Source organism: Streptococcus infantis SPAR10, from assembly GCF_000279535.1.
Classification (GTDB): domain Bacteria; phylum Bacillota; class Bacilli; order Lactobacillales; family Streptococcaceae; genus Streptococcus; species Streptococcus infantis_I.
In genome coordinates, this window is record NZ_ALCH01000004.1 from 245,487 (window position 1) to 270,014 (window position 24,528).

Genomic DNA, 24,528 nt, shown 5'->3' on the forward strand with positions numbered 1-24,528 from the left:
ACGACCTTCTCGAAAGAGAGGTCGATTTTTTATGTTGCTAACGAGTGCTTACCAGTTAGTGAGCGAAACTTCGCCACTATTGAGCCAAATTTTCTCACCAGTAGCTAATTGGATCTGTAGTTGACCCTGGTCAGAGATATCACAAGCTTTTCCTGAGATGATTTCTTGATCTTTCTTAAAGGAAATTTCTTTGCCTAAAACAATTGATTGTTTTTTATAGAGGTAAAGCAGCTCATCGGTCTCAGTTTCGTAGAAACATTTCCAGATTTCTGCAATCAGCTCGTTGCGAGTGATTGGGCTATTTTGAGAGAAGAGACTTCCAGCTTTCCCTTGTAGGTTTTTTGGAAAATCAGCGATAGAAAAGTTGATACCAACACCAATAATAACATCTGTGACAAGGCCGGTTTCGACAGAAGTGATGGCTTCGGTTAGAATACCGGCTATTTTTTTATGATTTAGGTATAAATCATTTACCCATTTGATATCTAAATCAATTAGACAAAGGTTTTTAACAGCCTTATAAATTGAGGCTGCAGTCAGGAGTGTATAGGCCGGTAGATCTAGATAAGAGAGATTGGGCTTGAGGTGGAGAGACATGTAAATTCCACCTTGTTCTGGAGAATAGTAGGGGCGTTGAAATCGACCACGTCCCATAGTTTGGGCTGTTGATAGGTAGAGTGTGCCTCCTTTGGCACCAGCTTCCATGGCCTCCTTGGCATCACTCTGGGTTGATTTGGTGATAGGTTTAAATTGAACTGAGATTGGGCTGTTAGCTTCTATTTCTTGAGGTAAGATTAGGTCACCGTGAAGAAGTTTGTAGCCACGATTTTTGATGCTGTCAATTTCTAAACCTTCCTGCTGGAGGCGCTGGATAGCCTTCCAAACAGAGGTGCGAGAGAGGTTTAATATTTCAGCGATTTTCTCTCCGCTTAAATAATCTGTTTCATGAGCTAAGATTTTGTAAACTTCTTGGTAGGATTTCATACTAGGTCCTTTCTGGAACAACTAGATTTATTGTACCATATTTTTAAAAAAGGATGCGCGCTTTGAGAGATATCTTAGCTCGCTATAAAATTTTACCTAGTTTTAGTCAGGATGACATGGACAAAGTGGTTTTCAAATCATTTGAAAAATGGTAAAATGTTTTAATAGTTTATTTATCTGAGCTTTATAGCGCAGAGAGAAAGGATCTGTTGTGAAATCAATAGGTATCATTGAAAAATTGAAAGGCTTATCCAAGCAAGAGCTAGTCTTACTAGCTGTTATTCTAAGTATTTTCTTGCCTTTTTATATTTTCGTTATTATTTTTATCGCCTACTTAATAGGTCTAATATTTACAGGAGAGATGAAGGGGATATTAAAACGATTGTCCCACCATTCTATCTTACTTTTATTTATCGGCTATAGTGGTGTTATTTCTCTTTTAGCTCAAAATGTGATGGGGATGGTTTCCACTTTAGGAATGTTCCTCTTTGCAATTTTCTTTTATTATTACCAAGCCCATTTAACCCCTAAGTTTTTCAGATTAGTATTGCAATCGGTTATGTCGCTTAGTGTGCTAGCATCAGTTTTTGCAGCTTTAGAGCACTTTCAGATTGTAAAGAAATTTGATTATACTTTCTTATCACCTAAGATGCAGGTCTGGCATCAGAACCGTGCAGAAGTAGCCTTCTTTAATCCTAATTATTATGGGATTATCTGTTGCTTCTGTATTATGATTGGATTTTACCTAATTAGTACGACTCGATTGAGATGGTTGAGAATTTTCTCTCTCATTGCGATCTTTGCAAATTTGTTTGGCTTGAATTTCACCCAAAATAGAACAGCTTTTCCAGCCATTATCTTTGGTGCGATTATTTATCTTTTCACAACCATTAAGAACTGGCGTGCCTTCTGGCTCAGTATCGGAGTCTTTGGTGTTGGTCTAGCCTTTCTCTTCTCGAGCGATTTGGGAGTTCGAATGGGGACGCTCGATTCATCTATGGAAGAACGAGTGTCGATCTGGAATGCAGGTATGACCTTATTCAAACAAAATCCCTTCTGGGGCGAGGGGCCCCTAACTTATATGCATTCCTATCCTCGTATTTTTGCTCCATATCACGAACATGCTCATAGTATATACATTGATACGATATTGAGTTACGGTGTGGTTGGAACGGTATTGTTAGGAATAGCTTCTTCTGGTCCAATTCGAATGTTGATTGATATGAGTCAGGAGCCGAGCAAGCGTCCGATTGTTGGTCTTTATCTTTCATTCTTAACAGTAGTTGCTGTGCATGGAATTTTTGATTTGGCCCTCTTTTGGATTCAATCCTCCTTCATTTTCCTTTTAGTAATGTGTAGTTTACCATTAAAACATAGTATGATTGGAGAATTTGTTGAATAAACAAAAAGATAGTAGAAATGAGATTTTCTACTATCTTTTTTATTATTGAATAGCTTGAAGTAAATCTTTAGCTTGTTGTTTAAGAGAAGTAGTGACGCTATCTTCAAGGACTAATTGACCATCTGCCCAGGCAGAATCATTAACACGGGCTGCGGTAAAATCACCAACAACCTGTGTACGGATAAATGGCAAGAGGTCTTTGTAAATTGCAAAGAGTTGATCGTGTCCTGCATTTGCTACAGATGATACTGTAACAATCTTATCTTGAAGAGCAGATGCTCCACGAGTGTCAGACAAGTCAATTGCGCGTGAAAGCCAGTCAAGTAAGTTTTTCACAGTCCCTGGAATTGAGAAATTGTAGACTGGAGAGAAGATCCAGATAGCATCAGCAGCTTGAACAGCTTCGCGAGCCGCTGTAACAGCTGGAAGTGTAGGAACTTCAAGGTCTTGGCTAAAGAGAGGAATGGCTGAGTAGTCAAGGTAACTTACCTCGGCTTTGCCAGCAAGTGCCTTTTCAGCTTCTAGTGCCATTTGGTGATTGAATGAACCTTCACGAAGTGAACCAACGATAAACAATACTTTTTTAGACATAGGGAGTCTCCTTTAAATTTCAATCTTTTAATCAGAATCACTCTGTTGTTATAATATATGTTACAACACGATAAAATCATTTGCAAGGGATATGCTCAGAAAATAAAATCAATAGAATCTAAGTTTTTAATTAAAAATGAAGACTGTAGAAAAGTCTATAAAAACACGGCTTGAAGTTATGTAATGATATCCTAAAAACGTATTGAAAATCCAGATTCCTCCCCTAACTTCACTTGTAATTCACTAGGATAGATGGTAAAATAGACGAGTGAAAAAGAGACAGAAAAAAGAAAAAAATTCCCTATTATTTCAGTACATTATTGGTATAACTTTGTTAACTCTAGTCATCACTTCTTCCTTTCTTTATTTGGTATGGCTCAGCATGAAGCCTTATCAAACTGCAAAGGTTGAAGGAGAGAAGCTAGCTAAGCAGTATGCAAATCTAGAAACGGTTAGCCAGGTTGATATCTTCAATGGTTTAGAAAGCTATTATAGTGTTCTTGGCCAAGATAAGAACCAGAAATCAGTTGCTGTCTTAATAGAGAAAAGTAGCAACAATATTTACGTATATCAACTAGAAAATGGTACTTCTCAAGAAAAAGCAGAAGCAGTTGTCAGAGAAAAAGGAGCAACTGAGATCGACAAGATTACCTTCGGACGGTACGCTGAAAAGCCTGTCTGGGAAATCAAGTCTGGAGGAGACTATTATCTAGTAGATTTTGAATCTGGTGCCTTAGTCGAAAAGGAGAAACAATGAAATTATCCAAACGAGTCTTAGAGATTGAAGAAAGCGTTACTCTAGCTAGTGATGCAAGAGCAAAGAAGTTAAAGGCTGAAGGAAAAGACGTTCTTTTCTTGACTTTAGGTCAGCCCGATTTTCATACTCCTGAAAATATTCAGGATGCTGCGGTTGCAGCCATTCGAGATGGTCGCGCGTCTTTCTATACGGTGGCTTCAGGTTTGCCTGAGTTAAAAGCAGCAGTCAATACCTATTTTGAACGATATTATGGATATTCTGTGGCAGCTAATGAGGTCACTTTTGCGACTGGTGCCAAGTTCTCCCTTTATACTTTCTTTATGGCTGTGATTAATCCAGGTGATGAGGTTATCATTCCAACACCATACTGGGTCAGCTATGGGGATCAGGTTAAGATGGCCGAAGGCCTTCCAGTCTTTGTCCAAGCCAAGGAAGACAATCACTTTAAAGTGACTGTGGAGCAATTAGAAGCAGCTCGAACAGATAAGACCAAAGTCTTGGTACTAAACTCACCATCTAATCCGACTGGGATGATCTATTCTCGTGAGGAATTGTTAGCCATTGGAAATTGGGCAGTTAAGCATGATATTCTTATCCTGGCCGATGATATTTATGGACGTTTGGTCTATAACGGGAATGAGTTCGTTCCAATCTCTAGTCTGTCAGAAGATATTCGCAAACAAACTATTGTCATCAATGGAGTGTCTAAGGCCTACGCTATGACAGGATGGCGTGTTGGTTATGCAGTAGGTGATCCAGAAATTATTGCTGCTATGAGCAAATTGACTGGTCAAACAACTTCAAACCTAACCGCTGTTTCACAATACGCAACAATCGAGGCCTTAACTGGTCCACAAGACTCCGTAGAAACCATGCGTCAGGCTTTCGAGGAACGTCTCAATACCATTTATCCTCTCTTGTGCCAAGTCCCTGGCTTTGAAGTAGTCAAACCGCAAGGAGCCTTCTACCTCTTCCCAAATGTTAAAAAAGCTATGGAGATGAAAGGCTATACAGATGTAACAGCATTTACAACGGCTATTCTTGAGGAAGTGGGTCTGGCCTTGATTACGGGAGCAGGATTTGGAGCACCAGAGAATGTCCGTCTCAGCTATGCGACAGACCTAGATACACTCAAAGAAGCTATTCGTCGCTTGCACCAATTTATGGAAAATTAGGAAGTAAAACCTCTGCCTCATTGGCGGAGGTTTTTGTTGTTAAAACTTATGAATTTCTATCAAACTAGCTAGCTATCAGGCATTATTTGTGGTACAATAATGAGTAATAATGTCTTTGGACAAGTTAAACAAAAAAGGAAGATAAAACATGACAAAACGTGTAACAATTATCGAAGTAAAAGACTACGTTGGTCAAGAAGTCACTATTGGTGCTTGGGTTGCTAACAAGTCAGGAAAAGGAAAAATTGCCTTCTTGCAATTGCGTGACGGAACTGCCTTCTTCCAAGGCGTGGCTTTCAAACCAAACTTTATCGAGAAATTTGGTGAAGAAGTAGGTCTTGAAAAATTTGATACGATCAAACGCCTAAGCCAAGAAACTTCTGTTTTCGTGACAGGGATTGTCAAAGAAGACGAACGCTCAAAATTTGGTTATGAGTTGGATATTACAGACATCGAAGTGATCGGTGAATCTCAAGATTACCCAATTACTCCAAAAGAACACGGAACTGACTTCTTGATGGACAACCGTCACTTATGGCTCCGCTCTCGTAAGCAAGTAGCGGTTATGCAAATCCGTAACGCTATCATCTATGCAACTTATGAGTTCTTTGACAAGAATGGCTTCATGAAATTTGATAGCCCAATCCTTTCAGGAAATGCTGCAGAAGATTCTACAGAACTTTTCGAAACAGACTACTTTGGAACACCAGCCTACTTGAGTCAATCTGGTCAGCTCTATCTTGAAGCAGGTGCTATGGCTTTAGGTCGCGTCTTTGACTTTGGTCCAGTATTCCGTGCAGAGAAGTCTAAGACTCGCCGTCACTTGACAGAGTTCTGGATGATGGATGCTGAGTATTCATACTTGACGCACGACGAGTCACTTGACTTGCAAGAAGCTTATGTTAAAGCGTTGCTTCAAGGTGTTCTAGATCGTGCTCCACAAGCCTTGGAAACCTTGGAGCGTGATATAGAGCTCTTGAAACGCTACATTGCAGAGCCATTCAAACGCATTACTTACGATGAAGCGATTGATCTCTTGCAAGATCATGAAAATGATGCAGATGCTGACTACGAACATCTTGAGCATGGAGATGACTTTGGTTCACCACACGAAACTTGGATTTCAAACCACTTTGGTGTACCAACCTTTGTGATCAACTATCCATCAGACATCAAAGCTTTCTACATGAAACCAGTTCCTGGGAACCCAGATCGCGTACTTTGTGCAGACTTGCTTGCGCCAGAAGGTTACGGAGAAATTATTGGTGGTTCCATGCGTGAGGAAGACTACGATGCCCTTGTCGCTAAGATGGAATCACTTGGAATGGATCTTACAGAGTACGAATTCTACCTTGACCTTCGTAAATATGGTACAGTACCACACGGTGGATTTGGTATCGGTATCGAGCGTATGGTAACCTTCGCAGCAGGTACAAAACACATCCGTGAAGCTATTCCATTCCCACGTATGTTGCACCGTATCAAACCATAATAGCCATAAAAACGCCGTCTGGCGTTTTTATACTCTTCGAAAATCAAATTCAAACTACGTCAGCTTCACCTTGCCGTACTCAAGTACAGCCTGCGGCTAGCTTCCTAGTTTGCTCTTTGATTTTCATTGAGTATTACTTTAAATGAAAGAGGTGGAGAAAATGTAGGCAAATCTAAGTAAGTCTTTTAGAAATAATCATATTACATATTGAAAGAGAGAAAACAATGTTTAAAAGAACTTACAAACGCAATATTCCACTCCTAGCAGGTCTGGAATTTACATCTTATTTTGGGATTACCAGTTTTTGGATTTTATTTTTCATTCAAAATGGTCTTTCCTTACTTCAAATTGGTCTATTAGAAAGTATCTTTCACGGGACCAGTCTCTTGTGTGAAATCCCATCTGGTATGTTGGCCGATCGATTTAGCTACAAGACCAATCTCTATTTGGCTCGCTTGGCCAGTATTGTGTCCTCTATCTTGATTTTGTTTGGTCAGGGGAATTTTTGGATCTATGCGATTGCCATGATGGTTAGTGCTTGGTCTTATAATTTTGACTCGGGAACCAGCACCGCTTTCTTATATGATTCTGCGGTAGAAGCGGGTCAAAAGGACAGATATCTTCAGATTTCTAGCTTTTTGTCTGGTGTGGCAGAAGTAACTCGAACCCTAGGTACAGTTGTCGCAGGCTTCTTTATTCACGGAGCATTGGCTTGGACCTATCTAATTGCTATTGGATTATCTTTTCTTTCTATAATCTTGATTTATTTTATGAAAGAACCAATTGCTAAGAGAGGAAGAAATGAAGTCTTAACCTTTAAAACGATTGTCCTGCAAGTTCGAAAAGAATGGCAGGAAAAACCAGTACTCTTTTACTGGATGATGACTTATCAGCTAGTCGGGACACTCATGTGCATGTTTTACTTTTACTATCAGCAGAAAATAAGTGACTTAGTAGGATGGCAGGTATCGCTGGTCATGCTGATTAGTAGTGGCTTAAATCTTATAGCAGTTTATGTAGCTAGTCAAATTGGTAAAAAATGGAATAGCAATCGAGTTTTTCCGACTCTTGTTGCACTAACAGGTTTGGCCTTGTTGTTGGTGTTTTCAGGAACCCCCGTTGCTTTTCTTCTTGTATATCTTTTAACTGATACACTTTATGCAGTTTATCAGCCTATCTATTTCAATGACTTACAAGGTTATTTACCTTCCAGTGTAAGAGCAACTATGCTTAGTATCAATTCCATGCTCTTTAGTCTTTCCATGATTGTCATTTTCCCATTGACAGGTTGGTTGATTGATCGTTGGGGTCTTGTTGCTATCTTTTTAGTTCTAGGCCTTATCTTACTTTTAATTTATCCTATATTAATAATCAGTCTAAAAAGGATGGGCAAACTATTAAATCAGGACTTAAAAACTGAATAAAGCACGAAACCCTATTTGCCCAAAGTAGCATCCTGTGGTACAATAACAAGAAGAAAAGGAGAAGAGCATGATTGATGTAGAAGAAATTCTAAGTAAGATGAATCCCAATCAAAAGATCAACTATGACCGTGTCATGCAAAAGATGGTCCAAGTTTGGGAAAAAAATGAAGAAAGACCAACTATTCTCATGCACGTCTGTTGTGCTCCCTGCAGTACCTACACTTTAGAGTACTTGACTAAGTATGCCGATGTGACCATTTATTTTGCTAATTCCAATATCCATCCCAAGGCAGAATATCATAAGCGTGCTTATGTGACCCAAAAGTTTGTCAGTGATTTTAATGAGCGAACTGGCAATAACGTCCAATATCTAGAAGCACCTTATGAACCCAATGAATACCGTAAACTGGTTCGAGGTTTGGAAGAAGAACCTGAAGGTGGCGATCGTTGCAAGGTTTGTTTTGACTATCGTTTGGATAAGACAGCTCAAGTAGCTATGGACTTGGGCTTTGACTACTTTGGCTCAGCCCTAACCATCAGTCCTCACAAAAATTCACAAACTATCAATAGTATCGGGATTGATGTGCAGAAAATCTACACCACTCATTATCTTCCAAGCGACTTTAAGAAAAATCAAGGCTATAAACGCTCTGTAGAAATGTGTGAAGAGTATGATATCTATCGTCAATGTTACTGTGGTTGTGTCTATGCTGCTCAAGCCCAGAATATCGACTTGGTGCAGGTCAAGAAGGATGCAACAGCCTTTATGGTAGATAAGGATATCGAAAAAGATTATTCCCACATCAAATTTACTGTTACAAAGTTAGATATTTAAAGGAAAACCTGCTTTAAGGCAGGTTTTTTGATTATAAAAAAACTAGGGCAGACACCCTAGTTTGACAACTTTACCGATTCTTTAGTTCTACGTAGCGTTTGTACCAAATGTTGACATAGGCTTCTGAGAAGGGGCCTCGTTCATTGTTAATCCAATCAACAAGAATCTTAACATGCTCTTTCAAAATATAGTCTAAATCATCAGGATAATTCATCTTGCGCTTGTGACGTTCATACTCTTCGACGTCCAAGAGGCGTTTTTCTCCATCTGTAAAAACTTTAACATCTAAATCATAGTCGATGTATTTTAAAGCTTCTTCGTCTAGATAGTATGGGCTAGCCATGTTGCAATAGTAGGAAATCCCATTATCACGAATCATGGCAATGATATTAAACCAATATTTTTTGTGAAAGTAAACAATAGCCGGCTCTCGAGTCACCCAACGACGACCGTCACTTTCGGTAACAAGTGTGTGGTCGTTGACGCCGATAATAGCGTTCTCTGTTGTTTTTAGTACCATGGTGTCTCGCCAAGTACGGTGAAGACTCCCATCATGCTTATAACTTTGAATTGTAATAAAGTCGCCTTCTTTTGGAAGTTTCATAACTAACCAACTTTCTACAATTTATAAGTTTATCGTTTACTATTGTATCATATTTTTGTTTAAAGTTCTTAGTTTTTCATGAAAAAATTAAAGATATTCTCTGAGAGCGCTGGCTATATCCGAAAAATCGTAGCCTTTTCGTGCTAAAACTTGGGTCAAACGCTGCTTGAGTTCGTATCCTTCATACTTACGCGAATATTTCCGATATTGCTTATCCAACTCTTTAAAGATTAGTTCCTGAACGGTTTCCTCTTCGATCTGGCTATCCAGTTGGTCAAAGACTGTTTTAGATTCCGAGTAGGAAAACCCTTTGTTGGTAAGATTTTGGATTATCTTGTCTTGTAGAGCACGAGCAGGCAATTTACCCTGATATTTTTTCAGTAGTTTTTCGGCTGTACGCTCTGCGACTTCCGTCAGATCAAATTCTTGTAAGACGTCTTGGATAACAGCCTTAGCAACTCCTTTTTGAGAAATCTTTTGTATGAGCATGTAGCTTCCCTTGTCACCAGATAGCTGATTGGAATTGATGATCGCATAGGCATACTGACGGTCATTGATCCAGTTATCATCCTTGAGGGCTTGGATGACTTGTGGTATGATTTTCTCATCAATCTCATGTTTAACTAAATAGTCTCTGACTTCCTTTTCAGTACGAGCCTTGAAGGATAAGTGGTAGAGCGCCAAGTTTTTTCCGTAGGAAAATTGTGCAAAGGTCTGAATTTCTGCAAACTCTTGAGGACTAATTTCCTTATCCTTGGTCAACATAAAGCGAACAATGGTATCCTCTGTAATATAGCAGGTTTGGTCGCTATCAAGTTCTAGCAGATAGAGACGTTTTTTCTTTTCTAGTTTTGTGATTTTCATGGTTTTCCTTTTATCCAAACGCTTCAAAGGCAGCAACGAGTCGAAGTTTATGCACATCGACCTGTTCTCTCCCATAATAGTCAAGAAATAGTTCAGCGTATTTAGGGTCATGTAGGTTATAGTTGAGGGACCAAACTGCCCAAAAGAGATCGATATGTCGGTCACTGAAATCAGCTAAGCCAAGGTCAATAAAGCAAGAGAAGTGGTCAGCATCTTTTAGAATAAGGTTCGGTAGACAGGCGTCCCCGTGAATAAAGGCATCTGTCTTTAAAAGGTGCCCATCTTCTCGAATGAGCTGGAAGGCCTCTTCGCGACTGCTAATCCGGAATTGGGGTAGGAGAGCCTTGGCATAGAACTCACCTTTTTCATAGTTTTTCAAGGCTCTGTCTTTATAGGCCTGTAAATGATTTTCTGATGGGAAATTTTGCGGATAAAAGCTGTGAAGTTTTTTAAGAGCCTCGGCCATGGTTCGGCAAATTTTATCTGGCTGATCTAAAAAAGCGAGAGCATCATGGCCAATAGCCTCTTTCGTCAGAAGGTAGTCTTTATTTGTAGATAGATAGTGGATGACTGGAGTTCCTATTCCTTCTTGTTCAAACAAACTTGCAATGCTAGCTTCTCGCTCTAATCTTCCCTTTTGATCTATTATCAAATAGTAACCTGAATCAAGATAGAGAACCCTTGCGCCTGAATGAGAAGAGCTGTCAGAAAGAGTTGCTCCCTCTATATAAGTTCGTAATTGCTCAGGAAAATCCAATGGGGAAAAATGAGATATCTTTGTATTCATGGTTTTATTGTAACATATTCTTAAACATTGAGAAACTACGTGGTATAATAGACTTATGAGTCTTAAAGTCAAACAAAAAATTCCATTAAAAATTAAGCGTATGGGGATAAACGGGGAAGGTATCGGATTTTTCCAGAAAACCCTTGTTTTTGTTCCTGGAGCTCTCAAGGGAGAAGATATCTATTGTCAGGTGACTTCCGTTAAGCGTAACTACGTTGAGGCTAAACTCCTTGAGGTCAATAAAAAATCTAAGTTTCGAGTGGTACCAGACTGCACCATTTATAATGAGTGTGGTGGCTGTCAAATCATGCATCTGCATTATGACAAGCAGCTGGAATTTAAGACGGACCTTCTCCATCAAGCTCTGAAGAAATTTGCACCCGCTGATTACGAAAACTATGAAATCAGACCAACTATTGGTATGCAGGAACCCAAATATTATCGAGCTAAACTACAATTCCAAACTCGAAAGTTTAAGGGGCAGGTCAAGGCTGGTTTATATGCTCAGAATTCCCATTATTTGGTCGAGTTAAAAGACTGCCTAGTCCAAGACAAGGAAACGCAAGCTATTGCCAATCGAATGGCAGAGCTCTTGACCTACCATCAAATTCCGATTACAGATGAACGGAAAATCCTTGGGGTTCGAACCATCATGGTTCGTCGAGCACGGAAAACTGGGCAAGTTCAGATCATCATTGTGACCAATCGTCAATTAAATCTGACTCAATTTGTGAAAGATTTAGTCAAGGATTATCCTGAAGTAGTGACTGTCGCAGTCAATACCAATACTGCTAAAACTAGTGAGATTTATGGGGACAAGACTGAGATTATTTGGGGCCAAGATAGTATAGGCGAAGGTGTTCTTGATTATGAATTTTCTCTTTCACCTCGAGCTTTTTACCAACTCAATCCTGAACAGACAGAAATTCTCTATAGTGAAGCCGTTAAGGCCTTGGACGTAAATGAGAATGACCATCTGATTGATGCCTATTGTGGTGTTGGTACTATTGGCTTTGCCTTTGCCAAAAAAGTTAAAAGTCTGAGGGGGATGGATATTATTCCTGAAGCTATCGAGGATGCTAAAGCAAATGCCCAGCGTATGGGGTATAGTAATACCCACTATGAGGCAGGTACAGCAGAAGAGATTATCCCTAGATGGTATAAGGAAGGCTATCGTGCGGATGCCTTGATTGTGGACCCGCCACGTACCGGTTTAGATGACAAGCTCTTGGATACCATCGTCAAATACGCTCCTGAAAAGATGGTCTATGTTTCCTGCAATGTATCTACCTTGGCACGTGATTTAGTCAGATTGATGGAGGTCTATGACATGCATTATATCCAGTCAGTTGATATGTTTCCACACACTGCGCGGACGGAAGCAGTGGTTAAATTGACCAGGAAAAACCCAGACTCTAAATAGAAATGACGACTGGAAAGTATTTGAAAAGAAGACTTCTAGTTACAGAGTAAAATTTGCAAGCTCTCTCTATTTATGATAAAATAAGTAGAAAATAAAATGAAAAAAGAGGTATGTGAAATGTCACGTAAACCATTTATCGCTGGTAACTGGAAAATGAACAAAAACCCAGAAGAAGCAAAAGCATTCGTTGAAGCTGTAGCATCAAAACTTCCTTCATCAGACCTTGTTGAAGCTGGTATCGCAGTACCTGCTCTTGATTTGACTACTGTACTTGCTGCTGCTAAAGGTTCTAACCTTAAAGTTGCTGCACAAAACACTTACTTTGAAAATGCTGGTGCCTTCACTGGTGAAACTAGCCCACAAGTTTTGAAAGAAATCGGTACTGACTACGTTGTTATCGGTCACTCAGAACGTCGTGATTACTTCCACGAAACAGACGAAGACATCAACAAAAAAGCAAAAGCAATCTTTGCTAACGGTATGCTTCCAATCATCTGTTGTGGTGAGTCACTTGAAACTTACGAAGCTGGTAAAGCAGCAGAATTCGTAGGTGCTCAAGTTTCAGCTGCTCTTTCTGGATTGACTGCAGAACAAGTAGCTTCATCAGTTATCGCTTATGAGCCAATCTGGGCTATCGGTACTGGTAAATCAGCTTCACAAGATGACGCACAAAAAATGTGTAAAGTTGTTCGTGACGTTGTAGCTGCTGACTTTGGTCAAGAAGTTGCTGATAAAGTACGTGTTCAATACGGTGGTTCAGTTAAACCTGAAAACGTTGCTGAATACATGGCTTGTCCAGACGTTGACGGAGCTCTTGTAGGTGGTGCATCACTGGATCCAGAAAGCTTCTTGGCATTACTTGACTTTGTAAAATAAGCCTCAAATATCTGAGACAGACAGTTTCCTCTCTTGAGATTATGACTGCCTGTCTTCTTTTTAGTAAAAAGGCGTGCGTAAGCACGCTCTTTTCTGCATTTTGAATGAAAAAGAAAGGAGAATTATGCTTTATATTTGGTCTTATCTCAAACGTTATCCCAAGTGGCTACTATTAGACTTCCTCGGAGCTATTTTCTTTGTTATTGTCAATCTAGGTCTACCAACTGTTCTGGCTCGCATGATTGACCAGGGAATCAACCAAGGAGACAAGGATAAGCTCTATTTTTGGGCTATCGTCATGTTGGTCATAATCGTCTTGGGAACATGTGGACGGATTGTGCTATCTTATGCGGCTAGTAAATTGACCACCAATATGGTCAAGGATATGCGAAATGATGTTTATGCTAAATTACAAGAGTATTCTCATCATGAGTATGAACAAATCGGAGTATCCTCATTAGTTACTCGTATTACCAGTGATGCCTTTGTCCTCATGCAGTTTGCGGAACAAACGCTTAAGTTGGGTGTCATCACTCCCATGATGATGCTGTCGAGTATTCTCATGATTTTCTTGACGAGTCCTTCACTGGCCTGGATCGTCGCTTTTTCCGTACCTTTTCTAGCTGTAGTAGTCATTTATGTGGCGGTCAAAACGCGTCCTTTATCTGAAAAGCAACAGAAAACACTGGACAAGATTAACCAGTATGTTCGTGAAAATTTGATGGGTCTACGAGTGATTCGTGCCTTTGCTCGTGAAGACTTCCAAGAAAAACGTTTCGAAGAGAAAAATGCAATCTATGCGGATAATTCGAATCGCTTGTTCAAATTAACTGGTTTGACGGAACCACTTTTTGTGCAAATCATTATTGCCATGATTGTAGCTATCGTTTGGTTTGCCCTTGATCCACTGAAGCATGGAAGTTTGCAGATTGGGGATTTGGTGGCCTTTATCGAGTATAGTTTCCATGCTCTCTTGTCCTTCCTCTTCTTGTCAAACCTCTTTACCATGTATCCACGTACGGCTGTGTCTAGTGAGCGTCTAAAGGAAATCATGGACATGCCTATTTCCATTGATCCAAATGAGGATGGAGTTCAAGAAACAGAAACACATGGTTACTTAGAATTTGATAATGTGACCTTTGCCTATCCTGGTGAAACAGAAAGTCCTGTCTTACACAACATTTCCTTTACTGCTAAACCGGGAGAAACCATTGCTTTTATCGGCTCAACTGGGTCAGGTAAGTCTACTCTAGTTCAGTTAATTCCTCGTTTTTATGATGTTACACTGGGGAAAATCAAGGTCGATGGTGTTGATGTCCGGGATTATCGTCTCAAATCACTCCGCCAGAAAATTGGTTTTATTCCACAAAAAGCCTTGCTCTTTACAGGGACTATCGCAGATAATCTCCGTTACGGAAAAGAGGACGCCAGTCATGAGGACTTGCACCAAGCAGCTGATGTAGCCCAAGCCAAGGACTTTATCGAGAGTCGAGAAGAAGGTTTTGCAACTCATCTGGCTGAAGGGGGAAGCAATCTATCAGGTGGTCAAAAGCAACGCTTGTCGATTGCCCGCGCAGTCATCAAGGGGCCAGATATCTATATCTTTGATGATTCCTTCTCAGCCTTGGACTACCGTACAGATGCTATCTTGCGTCGTCGTCTCAAGGAAGTGACTCAAGATGCTACGGTATTGATTGTTGCGCAACGTGTTGGAACCATTATGGATGCGGACCAGATTATCGTCCTTGATAAGGGCGAAATCGTTGGTCGTGGACGTCATGAAGAATTGATGGAAACTAATGACATCTATCGAGAAATTGCTGAGTCGCAGTTGAAAAATGCGTCTCTGACAGAAGAATAGGAGGTAAAGGATGAAACAACAATCTAGTCTAGCTCGTCTATGGAGCTATTTAAAAGCCTACCGTTTCTCTGTTTTCTTTGCAGTCTTCTTGAAAATAGTCAGCGTCATTATGAGTGTTATCGAGCCTTTCATATTGGGGCTTGCCATCACAGAATTAACTAGCAATCTCCTTGCTATGGCAAATGGTGTTGCAGGAGCGGGTATCAATACCAGCTATATCGCAGCAATTCTAGTGTTCTATCTCTTGCGTGGTCTTCTCTATGAGTTGGGTTCTTACTACTCAAACTACTTTATGACCAATGCTGTGCAGTCTATGGTACAGGATTTGCGAAATGAAATGAGTGAAAAAATCAACCGCATCCCTGTGTCTTACTTTGACAAGCACCAGTTTGGAGATTTGTTAGGCCGTTTTACCAGTGATGTAGAGACTGTTTCAAATGCCCTTCAACAATCCTTCTTACAGATTGTCAATGCAGTCTTTACCATTCTTTTTGTTATGGGAATGGTGCTCTATCTAAATCTTCAGTTGGCTATCATTGTTATCTTGTCGATTCCGATAACTTATTTTGGGGCTAAAACGATTCTGAATCGTTCGCAACCATACTTTAAACAGCAAGCAGCCATTCTGGGACAAATGAATGGATTTGTACAGGAAAGCTTGACAGGTTTCAATGTTCTAAAACTTTTCGGACGCGAAGAAAACTCTCAAGAGAGATTTGAAAAGATTACGGATGAATTGCAACAAGTCGGATTCAAGGCAAGTTTTATTTCAGGTTTGATGATGCCTGCCTTACACATTGTATCTGACTTAACTTATCTGATAGTCGCTGTCCTAGGAGGATTGCAGGTTATTGCAGGACGCTTGACGATTGGTAATATGCAGGCTTTCGTTCAATATGTATGGCAAGTCAGCCAGCCAATCCAAAATATCACTCAGTTAGCTGGGCAAATGCAAAGTGCTAAGTCTTCGCTTGATCGTGTCTTCGAAGTTTTAGATGAACAGGAAGAAGTTCAAACTACTGAAGTGAAAGAACTAGCACCATTGACAGGTCAAGTTAGTTTCAAAAATGTCGATTTCCAATATGTGGAAAACAAACCATTGATTCGCAATTTCAATCTGGATGTTGAACCAGGAGAAATGGTAGCCATTGTTGGTCCTACTGGAGCAGGAAAAACAACCTTGATTAACCTTCTCATGCGTTTTTATGATGTAACTGCTGGAGCTATTTTAGTGGACGGTCAAGATATTCGAGACTTATCTCGTCAGGACTATCGTCGCCAGTTTGGTATGGTCTTACAGGATGCTTGGCTCTATGAAGGTAGCATCAAGGAAAATCTTCGCTTTGGGAATCTTGAAGCAACAGACGAGGAAATCGTTGAAGCGGCTAAGGCTGCCAATGTAGACCACTTTATCCGCACTCTTCCTGGCGGTTATAACATGGAAATGAACCAAGAATCAAGTAATATTTCTCTTGGTCAGAAACAGCTTTTAACCATTGCGCGTGCCCTCTTGGCAGATCCAAAAATTCTAATCCTTGATGAAGCGACATCATCAGTTGACACCCGTTTAGAACTCTTGATTCAAAAAGCTATGAAGCGTTTGATGAAGGGAAGAACAAGCTTTGTCATTGCACATCGACTTTCGACAATTCAGGAAGCTGACAAAATTTTGGTGCTGAAAGATGGGCAGATTATCGAACAAGGAAATCATGAAAGTCTTTTGGCTGCGAAAGGTTTCTATTATGATCTTTATCAAAGTCAATTTTCTGGTAAAGACACAGAAAAGAACTAAAAATTACAGTTTCCTATTCTTAAATTATCAGTCTATTAAGACTTTTCTAAGATAGTACACTTTCCTTGCTATCGAATGCTGGGAGTAGTATACTTGTACTATAACCACTGATAAAGTGGCTATAAAAAATGAAAAGAGGTAATAAACATGGTTGAATTGAAAAAAGATGCTTTAAAAGACGTAACAACATTATCTAAATCAGCGCCAGAAGCGCTAGTAAAAACAAAGGAAGTGCTTAACCAAGCAGTAGCAGACTTGTATGTGGCTCATATTGCCCTTCATCAAGTACACTGGTACATGCGTGGACGTGGATTCATGGTATGGCATCCTAAGATGGATGAATACATGGATAGTCTAGATGCTTACCTTGATGAAATCAGCGAACGTTTGATTACACTTGGTGGCAAACCATACTCTACTTTGACAGAATTCCTTCAACACAGTGAAATCGAAGAAGGAGTTGGAGAATTCCGTAACGTTGAAGAAAGTTTGGAACGTGTCCTTGAAATTTATCGTTACCTTATCACTCTTTTCCAAAAAGCATTGGATGTTACTGATGAAGAAGGTGATGATGTAACCAATGATATCTTCGTTGGTGCTAAGGCAGATCTTGAAAAAACTGTCTGGATGCTTGCAGCAGAATTAGGACAAGCACCTGGTTTGTAAGATACTGTACTTTTCTAAAAATCCGTAGAAGTTTTCTACGGATTTTTTCTATTCAGGAGGGCATTCCAAAACAGTCTTTTTTGAAGATTTTTGATAAAATAGAACTATCAATGAAAAGGATGAAAGCATGACAAAGAAAATCGTAGCCATTTGGGCTCAAGATGAAAAGGGTGTGATTGGGAAAGAGGATCGCTTGCCTTGGCATTTGCCAGCAGAGTTAAAACATTTTAAAGAAACAACCTTGAATCATGCCATTTTAATGGGTCGTGTAACCTTTGATGGGATGGGTCGACGATTGCTTCCAGGACGTGAAACCTTGATTTTGACGCGCAATCCCGAAGAGTCAATTGAAGGTGCTCTGGTCTTTCAAAATGTTGAGGATGTTTTAGAATGGTATCATCATCAGGATAAAAATCTCTACATCCTCGGTGGCAAGCAGATTTTTCAGCTTTTTGAACCATATCTCGATGAGATTATTGTGACACAAATCCACGCTCAAGTTGAAGGGGATACTTATTTCCCGGAAGATTTTGATTTGACTGTTTTTGAGACTCTTGCAAGCAAATCTTATACTAGAGATGAGAAAAATGCCTATGATTTCACCATCGAATATAGAAAGAGAAAGGAAGTCTAATGGAGCGCAGTATTTTTGGATTTTTTACAGCTCTTTTGTGTGCTGTCTGTCTTGTGGCTGGATCACACGCTTTTCGTAAAAAGCGCTATGGACTTGCTACTCTGCTTTGGCTAAATGCCTTTACAAACTTGGTGAATAGCATTCATGCTTTTTATATGACCTTATTTTAGATAGAAAAATCATTTAGAACGGAAGGGAATCATGCCTACAAATAGGAAAAATGATATGATGGTTTATTGCTCATTTTGTGGCAAAAGCCAAGAAGAAGTTAAAAAAATAATCGCTGGGAACAATGCCTTTATCTGTAATGAATGTGTGGAGTTGGCTCAGGAGATTATTCGTGAGGAGTTGGCTGAGGAAGTCTTGGCAGACTTATCTGAAGTACCAAAACCAATCGAACTCCTAAACATTTTGAACCACTATGTGATTGGTCAAGATCGTGCCAAACGTGCTCTGGCAGTGGCTGTATATAACCACTACAAACGCATCAATTTCCATGACACTCGTGAAGAGACTGAAGATGTTGATTTGCAAAAATCAAACATTCTAATGATTGGCCCAACTGGATCAGGGAAGACTTTCCTTGCTCAAACCCTTGCTAGAAGTTTGAATGTACCATTTGCTATTGCGGATGCAACGGCATTGACGGAAGCTGGTTATGTTGGTGAGGACGTGGAAAATATCCTCCTCAAACTTTTGCAAGCAGCTGACTTTAACATCGAACGTGCAGAACGTGGAATTATCTACGTAGACGAAATCGACAAGATTGCTAAGAAGAGTGAAAATGTATCTATCACGCGTGATGTATCTGGTGAAGGGGTGCAACAAGCCCTCCTCAAGATTATCGAAGGAACTGTAGCTAGTGTACCACCACAAGGCGGACGCAAACATCCTCAACAAGAAATGATTCAAGTGGACACTAAGAATATCCTCTTTATTGTGGGTGGTGCCTTTGATGGCATCGAAGAGATTGTCAAACAGCGTCTTGGTGAAAAAGTTATCGGTTTCGGACAAAACAACAAGGCTATTGACGAAAACAGCTCTTACATGCAAGAAATCATTGCAGAAGATATTCAGAAATTCGGTATTATTCCTGAGTTGATTGGACGCTTGCCTGTCTTTGCAGCCTTGGAGCAGTTGACAGTAGATGACTTGGTTCGCATTTTGAAAGAGCCAAGAAATGCCTTGGTTAAACAATACCAGACCTTGCTTTCATATGACGATGTGGAGCTTGAATTTGACGATGAGGCTCTCCAAGAGATCGCTAACAAAGCTATTGAACGTAAGACTGGTGCGCGTGGTCTTCGCTCAATCATCGAAGAAACCATGCTAGATGTTATGTTTGAAGTTCCAAGTCAAGAGAATGTGAAAACTGTTCGTATCACAAAAGAAGCAGTTGATGGAACAGCTAAGCCAATTCTAGAGACAGCCTAGAGGTGACTATGGAAATCAATACACACAATGCTGAGATTTTACTGAGTGCTGCCAACAAGTCCCACTATCCGCAGGATAAACTTCCTGAAATTGCTCTTGCAGGACGCTCAAATGTTGGTAAATCGAGCTTTATCAATACCATGCTCAATCGAAAAAATCTAGCTCGTACCTCTGGAAAGCCAGGGAAAACACAACTACTTAATTTCTTTAATATTGATGATAAGATGCGTTTTGTAGATGTGCCTGGTTATGGTTATGCCCGTGTGTCCAAAAAGGAACGCGAAAAATGGGGACGCATGATTGAGGAGTACTTAACCACTCGAGAAAATCTTCGAGCGGTTGTTAGTCTTGTTGACCTTCGTCATGATCCGTCAGCAGATGATGTACAGATGTACGAGTTTCTTAAGTATTATGAGATTCCTGTCATCATTGTGGCGACCAAGGCAGACAAGATTCCGCGTGGTAAATGGAACAAGCACGAATCAGCTATTAAAAAGAAATTAAATTTTGATCCAAGCGATGATTTTATCCTCTTTTCATCCGTAACAAAAGCAGGAATGGATCAAGCTTGGGATGCTATTTTAGAAAAATTGTGAGGAATACAAATGGCAAAAACAATTCATACAGACAAAGCTCCAAAGGCAATCGGACCTTACGTTCAAGGAAAAATCGTTGGCAATCTTTTGTTTGCTAGCGGTCAAGTTCCACTATCTCCTGAAACTGGAGAAATCGTAGGAGAAACGATCCAAGAACAGACTGAACAAGTTTTGAAAAACATTGGAGCTATTTTGGCAGAAGCGGGAACAGATTTTGACCATGTTGTAAAAACAACTTGCTTTTTGAGTGATATGAACGACTTTGTACCTTTCAATGAGGTATACCAAACAGCCTTTAATAAGGAATTTCCAGCTCGTTCAGCTGTAGAAGTAGCTCGTCTTCCTCGCGATGTAAAAGTCGAAATTGAAGTCATCGCAGAGATTGGATAAGCGAGTTGAAGTTTGGTTCTTCCAAACTTCTTTTGATATAAGGAGACAATGATGACAAAGAAACAACTTCACCTGGTGATTGTGACAGGAATGAGTGGTGCAGGAAAAACTGTAGCCATTCAATCTTTTGAGGATTTAGGATATTTTACGATTGATAATATGCCACCAGCTCTGTTGCCAAAGTTTTTGCAGTTGGTAGAGACCAAGGATGACGACCACAAGTTAGCCCTAGTGGTGGATATGCGAAGCCGCTCTTTCTTCTCAGAGATTCAGGCTGTCTTGGATGAATTGGAAAACCAAGATGATTTGGACTTCAAGATTCTCTTTTTGGATGCAGCAGATAAGGAATTGGTGGCACGCTATAAGGAAACTAGAAGAAGTCACCCTCTGGCAGCAGATGGTCGTATCTTGGACGGGATTAAGTTGGAACGCGAACTTTTGGCACCCTTGAAAAATATGAGTCAAAACGTAGTAGACACAACAGAGTTAACTCCCCGTGAACTTCGTAAGACGATTGCAGAGCAATTTTCAGATCAAGAACAGGCTCAGTCCTTCCGTATTGAGGTTATGTCTTTCGGGTTTAAATACGGCATTCCAATTGATGCTGACTTGGTATTTGATGTTCGTTTCCTCCCAAATCCTTACTATCTGCCAGAACTTCGCAATCAGACAGGTGAAGACCAGGCAGTTTATGACTATGTCATGAACCATGAGGAATCTGAAGATTTCTACCGTCATTTGTTAGCCTTGATCGAACCAATCCTACCTGGCTATAAAAAAGAGGGCAAATCAGTTTTAACCATTGCTGTAGGTTGTACAGGTGGACAACACCGAAGTGTTGCATTTGCCAAACGCTTAGCCAATGATTTGTCTAAGAATTGGTCTGTAAATGAAAGTCATCGTGATAAAGACCGAAGAAAGGAAACGGTAAACCGTTCATGAGAAAACCAAAAATTACGGTGATCGGTGGAGGAACTGGAATCCCAGTTATTTTAAAAAGTTTGCGGGAAAGAGATGTCGATATTGCAGCTATTGTAACCGTCGCTGATGATGGAGGGTCTTCAGGTGAACTGCGTAAAAATATGCAGCAGTTGACGCCACCTGGGGATTTACGCAATGTCCTTGTAGCCATGTCAGATATGCCAAAGTTCTATGAGAAGGTTTTTCAATACCGCTTTTCGGAGGATGCAGGTGCCTTTGCTGGACATCCTCTGGGGAATATTCTCATAGCAGGGCTTTCTGAAATGCAGGGTTCAACCTATAATGCCATGCAATTACTGAGTAAATTTTTCCATACAACAGGTAAGATTTATCCATCTAGTGATCATCCCTTAACCTTGCACGCAGTCTTTAAAGATGGTTCAGAAGTAGCTGGGGAAAGTCACATTGCAGACCATCCAGGCATGATTGATCATGTTTACGTCACCAATACCCTAGATGATGAAAAACCACAAGCAAGTCGTCGAGTTGTGAATACCATTCTTGAGAGTGATATGATTGTCTTAGGGCCTGGTTCACTCTTTACCTCCATTTTACCGAATATCGTCATTGAAGAGATTGGGAAAGCCCTTCTTGAAACCAAAGCAGAGGTGGCTTATGTTTGCAATATCATGACCCAGCGTGGTGAGACAGAGCATTTCACAGACAGTGACCACGTAGAAGTCTTGCAACGTCATTTGGGTAGACCATTTATTGATACTGTGCTTGTTAATATCGAGAAGGTACCTAAAGATTATATGGATACCAACCGTTTTGATGAGTATTTAGTACAGGTTGAGCATGATTTTGAAGGCTTACGTAAGCAAGTCCCACGTGTCATTTCATCCAACTTCCTACGTTTGGAAAATGGTGGCGCCTTCCACGATGGGGATTTAATCGTTGATGAATTGATGCACATCATACAGGTGAGAAAATGAGTTTCACAGTAGCAGTAAAAGAAGAAATCCTAGGTCAGCACCATCTGAGTCGCTACGAGTTATCAGCCATTATCAAGATGTCTGGAAGCGTAGGTTTGTCGAGTTCTGGCTTGACCTTGTCCGTTGTTACAGAGAGTGCCAAGCTTGCCCGCCATCTCTATGAATCTTTCTTACACTTCTATGGCATCAAGTCGGAGATTCGTCATCATCAGAGAAGTAATCTACGGAAAAATCGTGTTTATACTGTGTTTACAGATGAGCAAGTTCAAGAACTTTTAGCTGATTTGCGTTTGGCCGATTCTTTCTTTGGTCTGGAGACGGGAATTGATCCAGATATTATAGGAGATGAAGAAGCAGGACGTGCCTATCTCTGTGGAGCCTTCTTAGCGAATGGCAGCATTCGTGATCCCGAGTCAGGCAAGTATCAGCTGGAAATTAGTTCAGTTTATCTAGATCATGCCCAAGGGATTGCTTCGCTTTTGCAGCAGTTTTTGTTAGATGCCAAGGTGATTGAACGAAAAAAAGGTGCAGTGACCTATCTCCAGCGAGCAGAAGATATTATGGATTTCCTGATTTTAGTAGGAGCTATGGAGGCACGTGATACTTTTGAAGGTGTCAAGATTCTCCGAGAAACTCGAAATGACCTCAATCGTGCCAATAATGCAGAGACGGCAAATATTGCTCGTACGGTTTCAGCAAGTATGAAAACCATTAATAATATCAGTAAAATCAAAGATAGAATTGGCTTGGATAATCTGCCAGCAGATTTGCAGGAAGTTGCCCGTCTGCGTATTCAGCATCCAGACTATTCTATTCAAAAGTTGGCAGATAGTCTGACAAATCCCTTAACCAAAAGTGGTGTTAATCATCGCCTGAGAAAGATCAACAAAATCGCAGAGGAATTGTAAAAACCACGAATCGGATGATTCGTGGTTCTTTTCTTATAGACTTGTTGAGTGTTTTGGCTGCACTTTTTGTTCGGGGTCGATATAGTTGATGGCATTATTAACAGCAGTTGGTGCTTCACCTAGACCAGTCGCAATCAAGTCAATCTTACCTTCGTAGTAGCAGCAGTCACCGAGAGCATAAATTCCAGCTTGGCTTGACTCTTGCTTGCTATTGACGATAATTTTGTGGCGGTTCAGTTCTAATCCCCATTTTTTAAGATTACCTACAGAAGATTTAAAGCCATAGTTGACAAAGAGGTGGTCCAATTCAATGGTTTCGGTTTCATCGGATTTGACTTTTGTGATTTCAAGCTTGTCAAGAGTTTGGCCGTCACCAAGAAGTTGACTCGGCACAAATGGTGTTTTGATAGTTACAGAAGATTCTTGCAAGGCTTGGACGCTATGCTCAAGTGCTCGGAAGTTATCTCTACGGTGAACAAGTGTAGTTGGAGCAATCTTTTCAAAAGCTAAAGCCCAGTCAACGGCTGAGTCACCACCACCGAGAATGGTTATTTTCTGACCAGCATATTGTTGAATGTTAGAAACGTGGTAGTGGATATTGTCATAGCCTTCAACACCTTCTAATTCGAGTGGACGCGGTTTAAAGGCACCACCACCCATAGCAATAATAACGGTTTTAGAAGTATGATTTCCCTTATTAGTTGTAATCTTAAAAACATCATCATCTTTTTCAATCTCAAGAACAGTTTCATTGAGGTGAACAGGTGTCTCAAACCCTTCAAGTTGTTCCAAAAGGCGGTTAGTCAATTCTTCCCCTGTGAGGTTTGGAAAACCTGGAACATCGAGAATTTGTTTTTCAGGATATAGGATGGCAGGTTGACCACCTAGTTGAGGAAGAGAATCGATGATTTGTACTTTGGCTTGACGAAGGTGAGCATAAAAGGCTGCGAAAAGACCAACTGGGCCACCCCCTATGATGGTGATATCATATAATTCAGACATGGTTTCTCCTTATTTCATTTTTATCATTTTATTCTATCATATTTTCTACCAATTTAAAATGAGGTAGGGGGGAGAAAATTTCCATTAAAAATGGTATAATGAAGAGAAGCTTTTT

General features: G+C 40.3%; 24 protein-coding genes. 18 read left to right on the plus strand and 6 right to left on the minus strand.

Annotated elements, in window-relative coordinates; genetic code table 11:
* Positions 1 to 48: 48 nt before the first annotated feature.
* The gene (birA, locus tag SPAR10_RS06475; RefSeq protein ID WP_004252135.1) at positions 49 to 984 is read right to left on the minus strand and encodes a bifunctional biotin--[acetyl-CoA-carboxylase] ligase/biotin operon repressor BirA; all 936 of its coding nucleotides are present in this window, start codon (positions 982 to 984) and stop codon (positions 49 to 51) included.
* Between the two features lie 211 nt (positions 985 to 1,195).
* On the opposite strand from birA, the gene SPAR10_RS06480 reads away from it, so the two are divergent.
* Complete coding sequence (locus SPAR10_RS06480) at positions 1,196 to 2,386, plus strand: O-antigen ligase family protein (RefSeq protein ID WP_004252136.1); 1,191 nt, start codon at positions 1,196 to 1,198, stop codon at positions 2,384 to 2,386.
* 42 nt (positions 2,387 to 2,428) lie between these two features.
* On the opposite strand, the gene SPAR10_RS06485 is transcribed toward SPAR10_RS06480, so the two are convergent.
* Positions 2,429 to 2,977, minus strand: a complete 549-nt coding sequence (locus tag SPAR10_RS06485; RefSeq protein WP_004252139.1) for an NADPH-dependent FMN reductase — start codon at positions 2,975 to 2,977, stop codon at positions 2,429 to 2,431.
* A 268-nt stretch (positions 2,978 to 3,245) separates the two neighbouring features.
* On the opposite strand from SPAR10_RS06485, the gene SPAR10_RS06490 reads away from it, so the two are divergent.
* From SPAR10_RS06490 to SPAR10_RS06510, 5 genes are all read left to right on the plus strand, one after another.
* Positions 3,246 to 3,734, plus strand: coding sequence for a cell wall elongation regulator TseB-like domain-containing protein (locus SPAR10_RS06490; RefSeq protein WP_004252142.1), 489 nt, complete (start codon positions 3,246 to 3,248; stop codon positions 3,732 to 3,734).
* Positions 3,731 to 4,909, plus strand: a complete 1,179-nt coding sequence (locus SPAR10_RS06495) for a pyridoxal phosphate-dependent aminotransferase (protein ID WP_004252146.1) — start codon at positions 3,731 to 3,733, stop codon at positions 4,907 to 4,909. The genes SPAR10_RS06490 and SPAR10_RS06495 overlap by 4 nt, the downstream gene beginning before the upstream one ends.
* Before the next feature lie 148 nt (positions 4,910 to 5,057).
* Positions 5,058 to 6,401: an asparagine--tRNA ligase gene (gene asnS / locus SPAR10_RS06500; protein ID WP_004252147.1), complete on the plus strand. Its 1,344-nt coding sequence runs from the start codon at positions 5,058 to 5,060 to the stop codon at positions 6,399 to 6,401.
* Positions 6,402 to 6,625: 224 nt separating this feature from the next.
* Entirely contained in the window at positions 6,626 to 7,825 is a 1,200-nt protein-coding gene (locus SPAR10_RS06505; RefSeq protein ID WP_004252152.1) for an MFS transporter, read from the plus strand.
* Positions 7,826 to 7,892: 67 nt separating this feature from the next.
* Positions 7,893 to 8,660, plus strand: a complete 768-nt coding sequence (locus SPAR10_RS06510; protein ID WP_004252154.1) for an epoxyqueuosine reductase QueH — start codon at positions 7,893 to 7,895, stop codon at positions 8,658 to 8,660.
* A 70-nt stretch (positions 8,661 to 8,730) separates the two neighbouring features.
* On the opposite strand, the gene ntdP is transcribed toward SPAR10_RS06510, so the two are convergent.
* From ntdP to SPAR10_RS06525, 3 genes are all read right to left on the minus strand, one after another.
* Complete coding sequence (gene ntdP, locus SPAR10_RS06515; RefSeq protein WP_004252157.1) at positions 8,731 to 9,264, minus strand: nucleoside tri-diphosphate phosphatase; 534 nt, start codon at positions 9,262 to 9,264, stop codon at positions 8,731 to 8,733.
* A gap of 87 nt (positions 9,265 to 9,351) precedes the next feature.
* Positions 9,352 to 10,128 (minus strand): recombination regulator RecX, encoded by a 777-nt coding sequence (recX, locus tag SPAR10_RS06520; RefSeq protein WP_004252160.1) that lies wholly within the window; start codon positions 10,126 to 10,128, stop codon positions 9,352 to 9,354.
* Between the two features lie 10 nt (positions 10,129 to 10,138).
* Positions 10,139 to 10,915, minus strand: coding sequence for an aminoglycoside phosphotransferase APH(3') (locus SPAR10_RS06525; RefSeq protein WP_004252162.1), 777 nt, complete (start codon positions 10,913 to 10,915; stop codon positions 10,139 to 10,141).
* A 55-nt stretch (positions 10,916 to 10,970) separates the two neighbouring features.
* Here SPAR10_RS06525 and rlmD point away from each other — a divergent pair, with 55 nt between their 5' ends.
* The 12 genes from rlmD (at position 10,971) to whiA (ending at position 23,411) form a co-directional block, all read left to right on the plus strand.
* Positions 10,971 to 12,338, plus strand: coding sequence for a 23S rRNA (uracil(1939)-C(5))-methyltransferase RlmD (gene rlmD, locus SPAR10_RS06530; RefSeq protein WP_004252164.1), 1,368 nt, complete (start codon positions 10,971 to 10,973; stop codon positions 12,336 to 12,338).
* Between the two features lie 117 nt (positions 12,339 to 12,455).
* A complete protein-coding gene (tpiA, locus tag SPAR10_RS06535) occupies positions 12,456 to 13,214 on the plus strand; it encodes a triose-phosphate isomerase (protein ID WP_004252166.1) in 759 nt (252 codons plus the stop codon).
* 124 nt (positions 13,215 to 13,338) lie between these two features.
* Positions 13,339 to 15,075 carry an ABC transporter ATP-binding protein gene (locus SPAR10_RS06540; protein ID WP_004252168.1) on the plus strand — a complete coding sequence of 579 codons (1,737 nt, stop codon included), beginning with the start codon at positions 13,339 to 13,341 and terminating at the stop codon, positions 15,073 to 15,075.
* A 10-nt stretch (positions 15,076 to 15,085) separates the two neighbouring features.
* Entirely contained in the window at positions 15,086 to 16,867 is a 1,782-nt protein-coding gene (locus SPAR10_RS06545; RefSeq protein WP_004252171.1) for an ABC transporter ATP-binding protein, read from the plus strand.
* Positions 16,868 to 17,014: 147 nt separating this feature from the next.
* Positions 17,015 to 17,533: a Dps family protein gene (locus SPAR10_RS06550; RefSeq protein WP_004252174.1), complete on the plus strand. Its 519-nt coding sequence runs from the start codon at positions 17,015 to 17,017 to the stop codon at positions 17,531 to 17,533.
* Positions 17,534 to 17,660: 127 nt separating this feature from the next.
* Positions 17,661 to 18,167 carry a dihydrofolate reductase gene (locus SPAR10_RS06555; RefSeq protein WP_004252176.1) on the plus strand — a complete coding sequence of 169 codons (507 nt, stop codon included), beginning with the start codon at positions 17,661 to 17,663 and terminating at the stop codon, positions 18,165 to 18,167.
* Positions 18,168 to 18,368: 201 nt separating this feature from the next.
* A complete protein-coding gene (gene clpX / locus SPAR10_RS06565) occupies positions 18,369 to 19,601 on the plus strand; it encodes an ATP-dependent Clp protease ATP-binding subunit ClpX (RefSeq protein ID WP_007555413.1) in 1,233 nt (410 codons plus the stop codon).
* Between the two features lie 8 nt (positions 19,602 to 19,609).
* Entirely contained in the window at positions 19,610 to 20,197 is a 588-nt protein-coding gene (yihA, locus tag SPAR10_RS06570; protein WP_004252187.1) for a ribosome biogenesis GTP-binding protein YihA/YsxC, read from the plus strand.
* Between the two features lie 9 nt (positions 20,198 to 20,206).
* Positions 20,207 to 20,587, plus strand: coding sequence for a RidA family protein (locus tag SPAR10_RS06575; RefSeq protein ID WP_001140424.1), 381 nt, complete (start codon positions 20,207 to 20,209; stop codon positions 20,585 to 20,587).
* Positions 20,588 to 20,638: 51 nt separating this feature from the next.
* A complete protein-coding gene (gene rapZ, locus SPAR10_RS06580) occupies positions 20,639 to 21,529 on the plus strand; it encodes an RNase adapter RapZ (protein ID WP_004252192.1) in 891 nt (296 codons plus the stop codon).
* Positions 21,526 to 22,503 carry a YvcK family protein gene (locus tag SPAR10_RS06585; RefSeq protein WP_004252193.1) on the plus strand — a complete coding sequence of 326 codons (978 nt, stop codon included), beginning with the start codon at positions 21,526 to 21,528 and terminating at the stop codon, positions 22,501 to 22,503. The genes rapZ and SPAR10_RS06585 overlap by 4 nt, the downstream gene beginning before the upstream one ends.
* Entirely contained in the window at positions 22,500 to 23,411 is a 912-nt protein-coding gene (gene whiA / locus SPAR10_RS06590) for a DNA-binding protein WhiA (protein WP_004252196.1), read from the plus strand. Before SPAR10_RS06585 ends, whiA begins: the two co-directional genes overlap by 4 nt.
* 33 nt (positions 23,412 to 23,444) lie before the next feature.
* Here whiA and SPAR10_RS06595 read toward each other — a convergent pair whose 3' ends face one another.
* A complete protein-coding gene (locus tag SPAR10_RS06595) occupies positions 23,445 to 24,413 on the minus strand; it encodes an NAD(P)/FAD-dependent oxidoreductase (RefSeq protein WP_004252198.1) in 969 nt (322 codons plus the stop codon).
* Between the last annotated feature and the right edge of the window lie 115 nt (positions 24,414 to 24,528).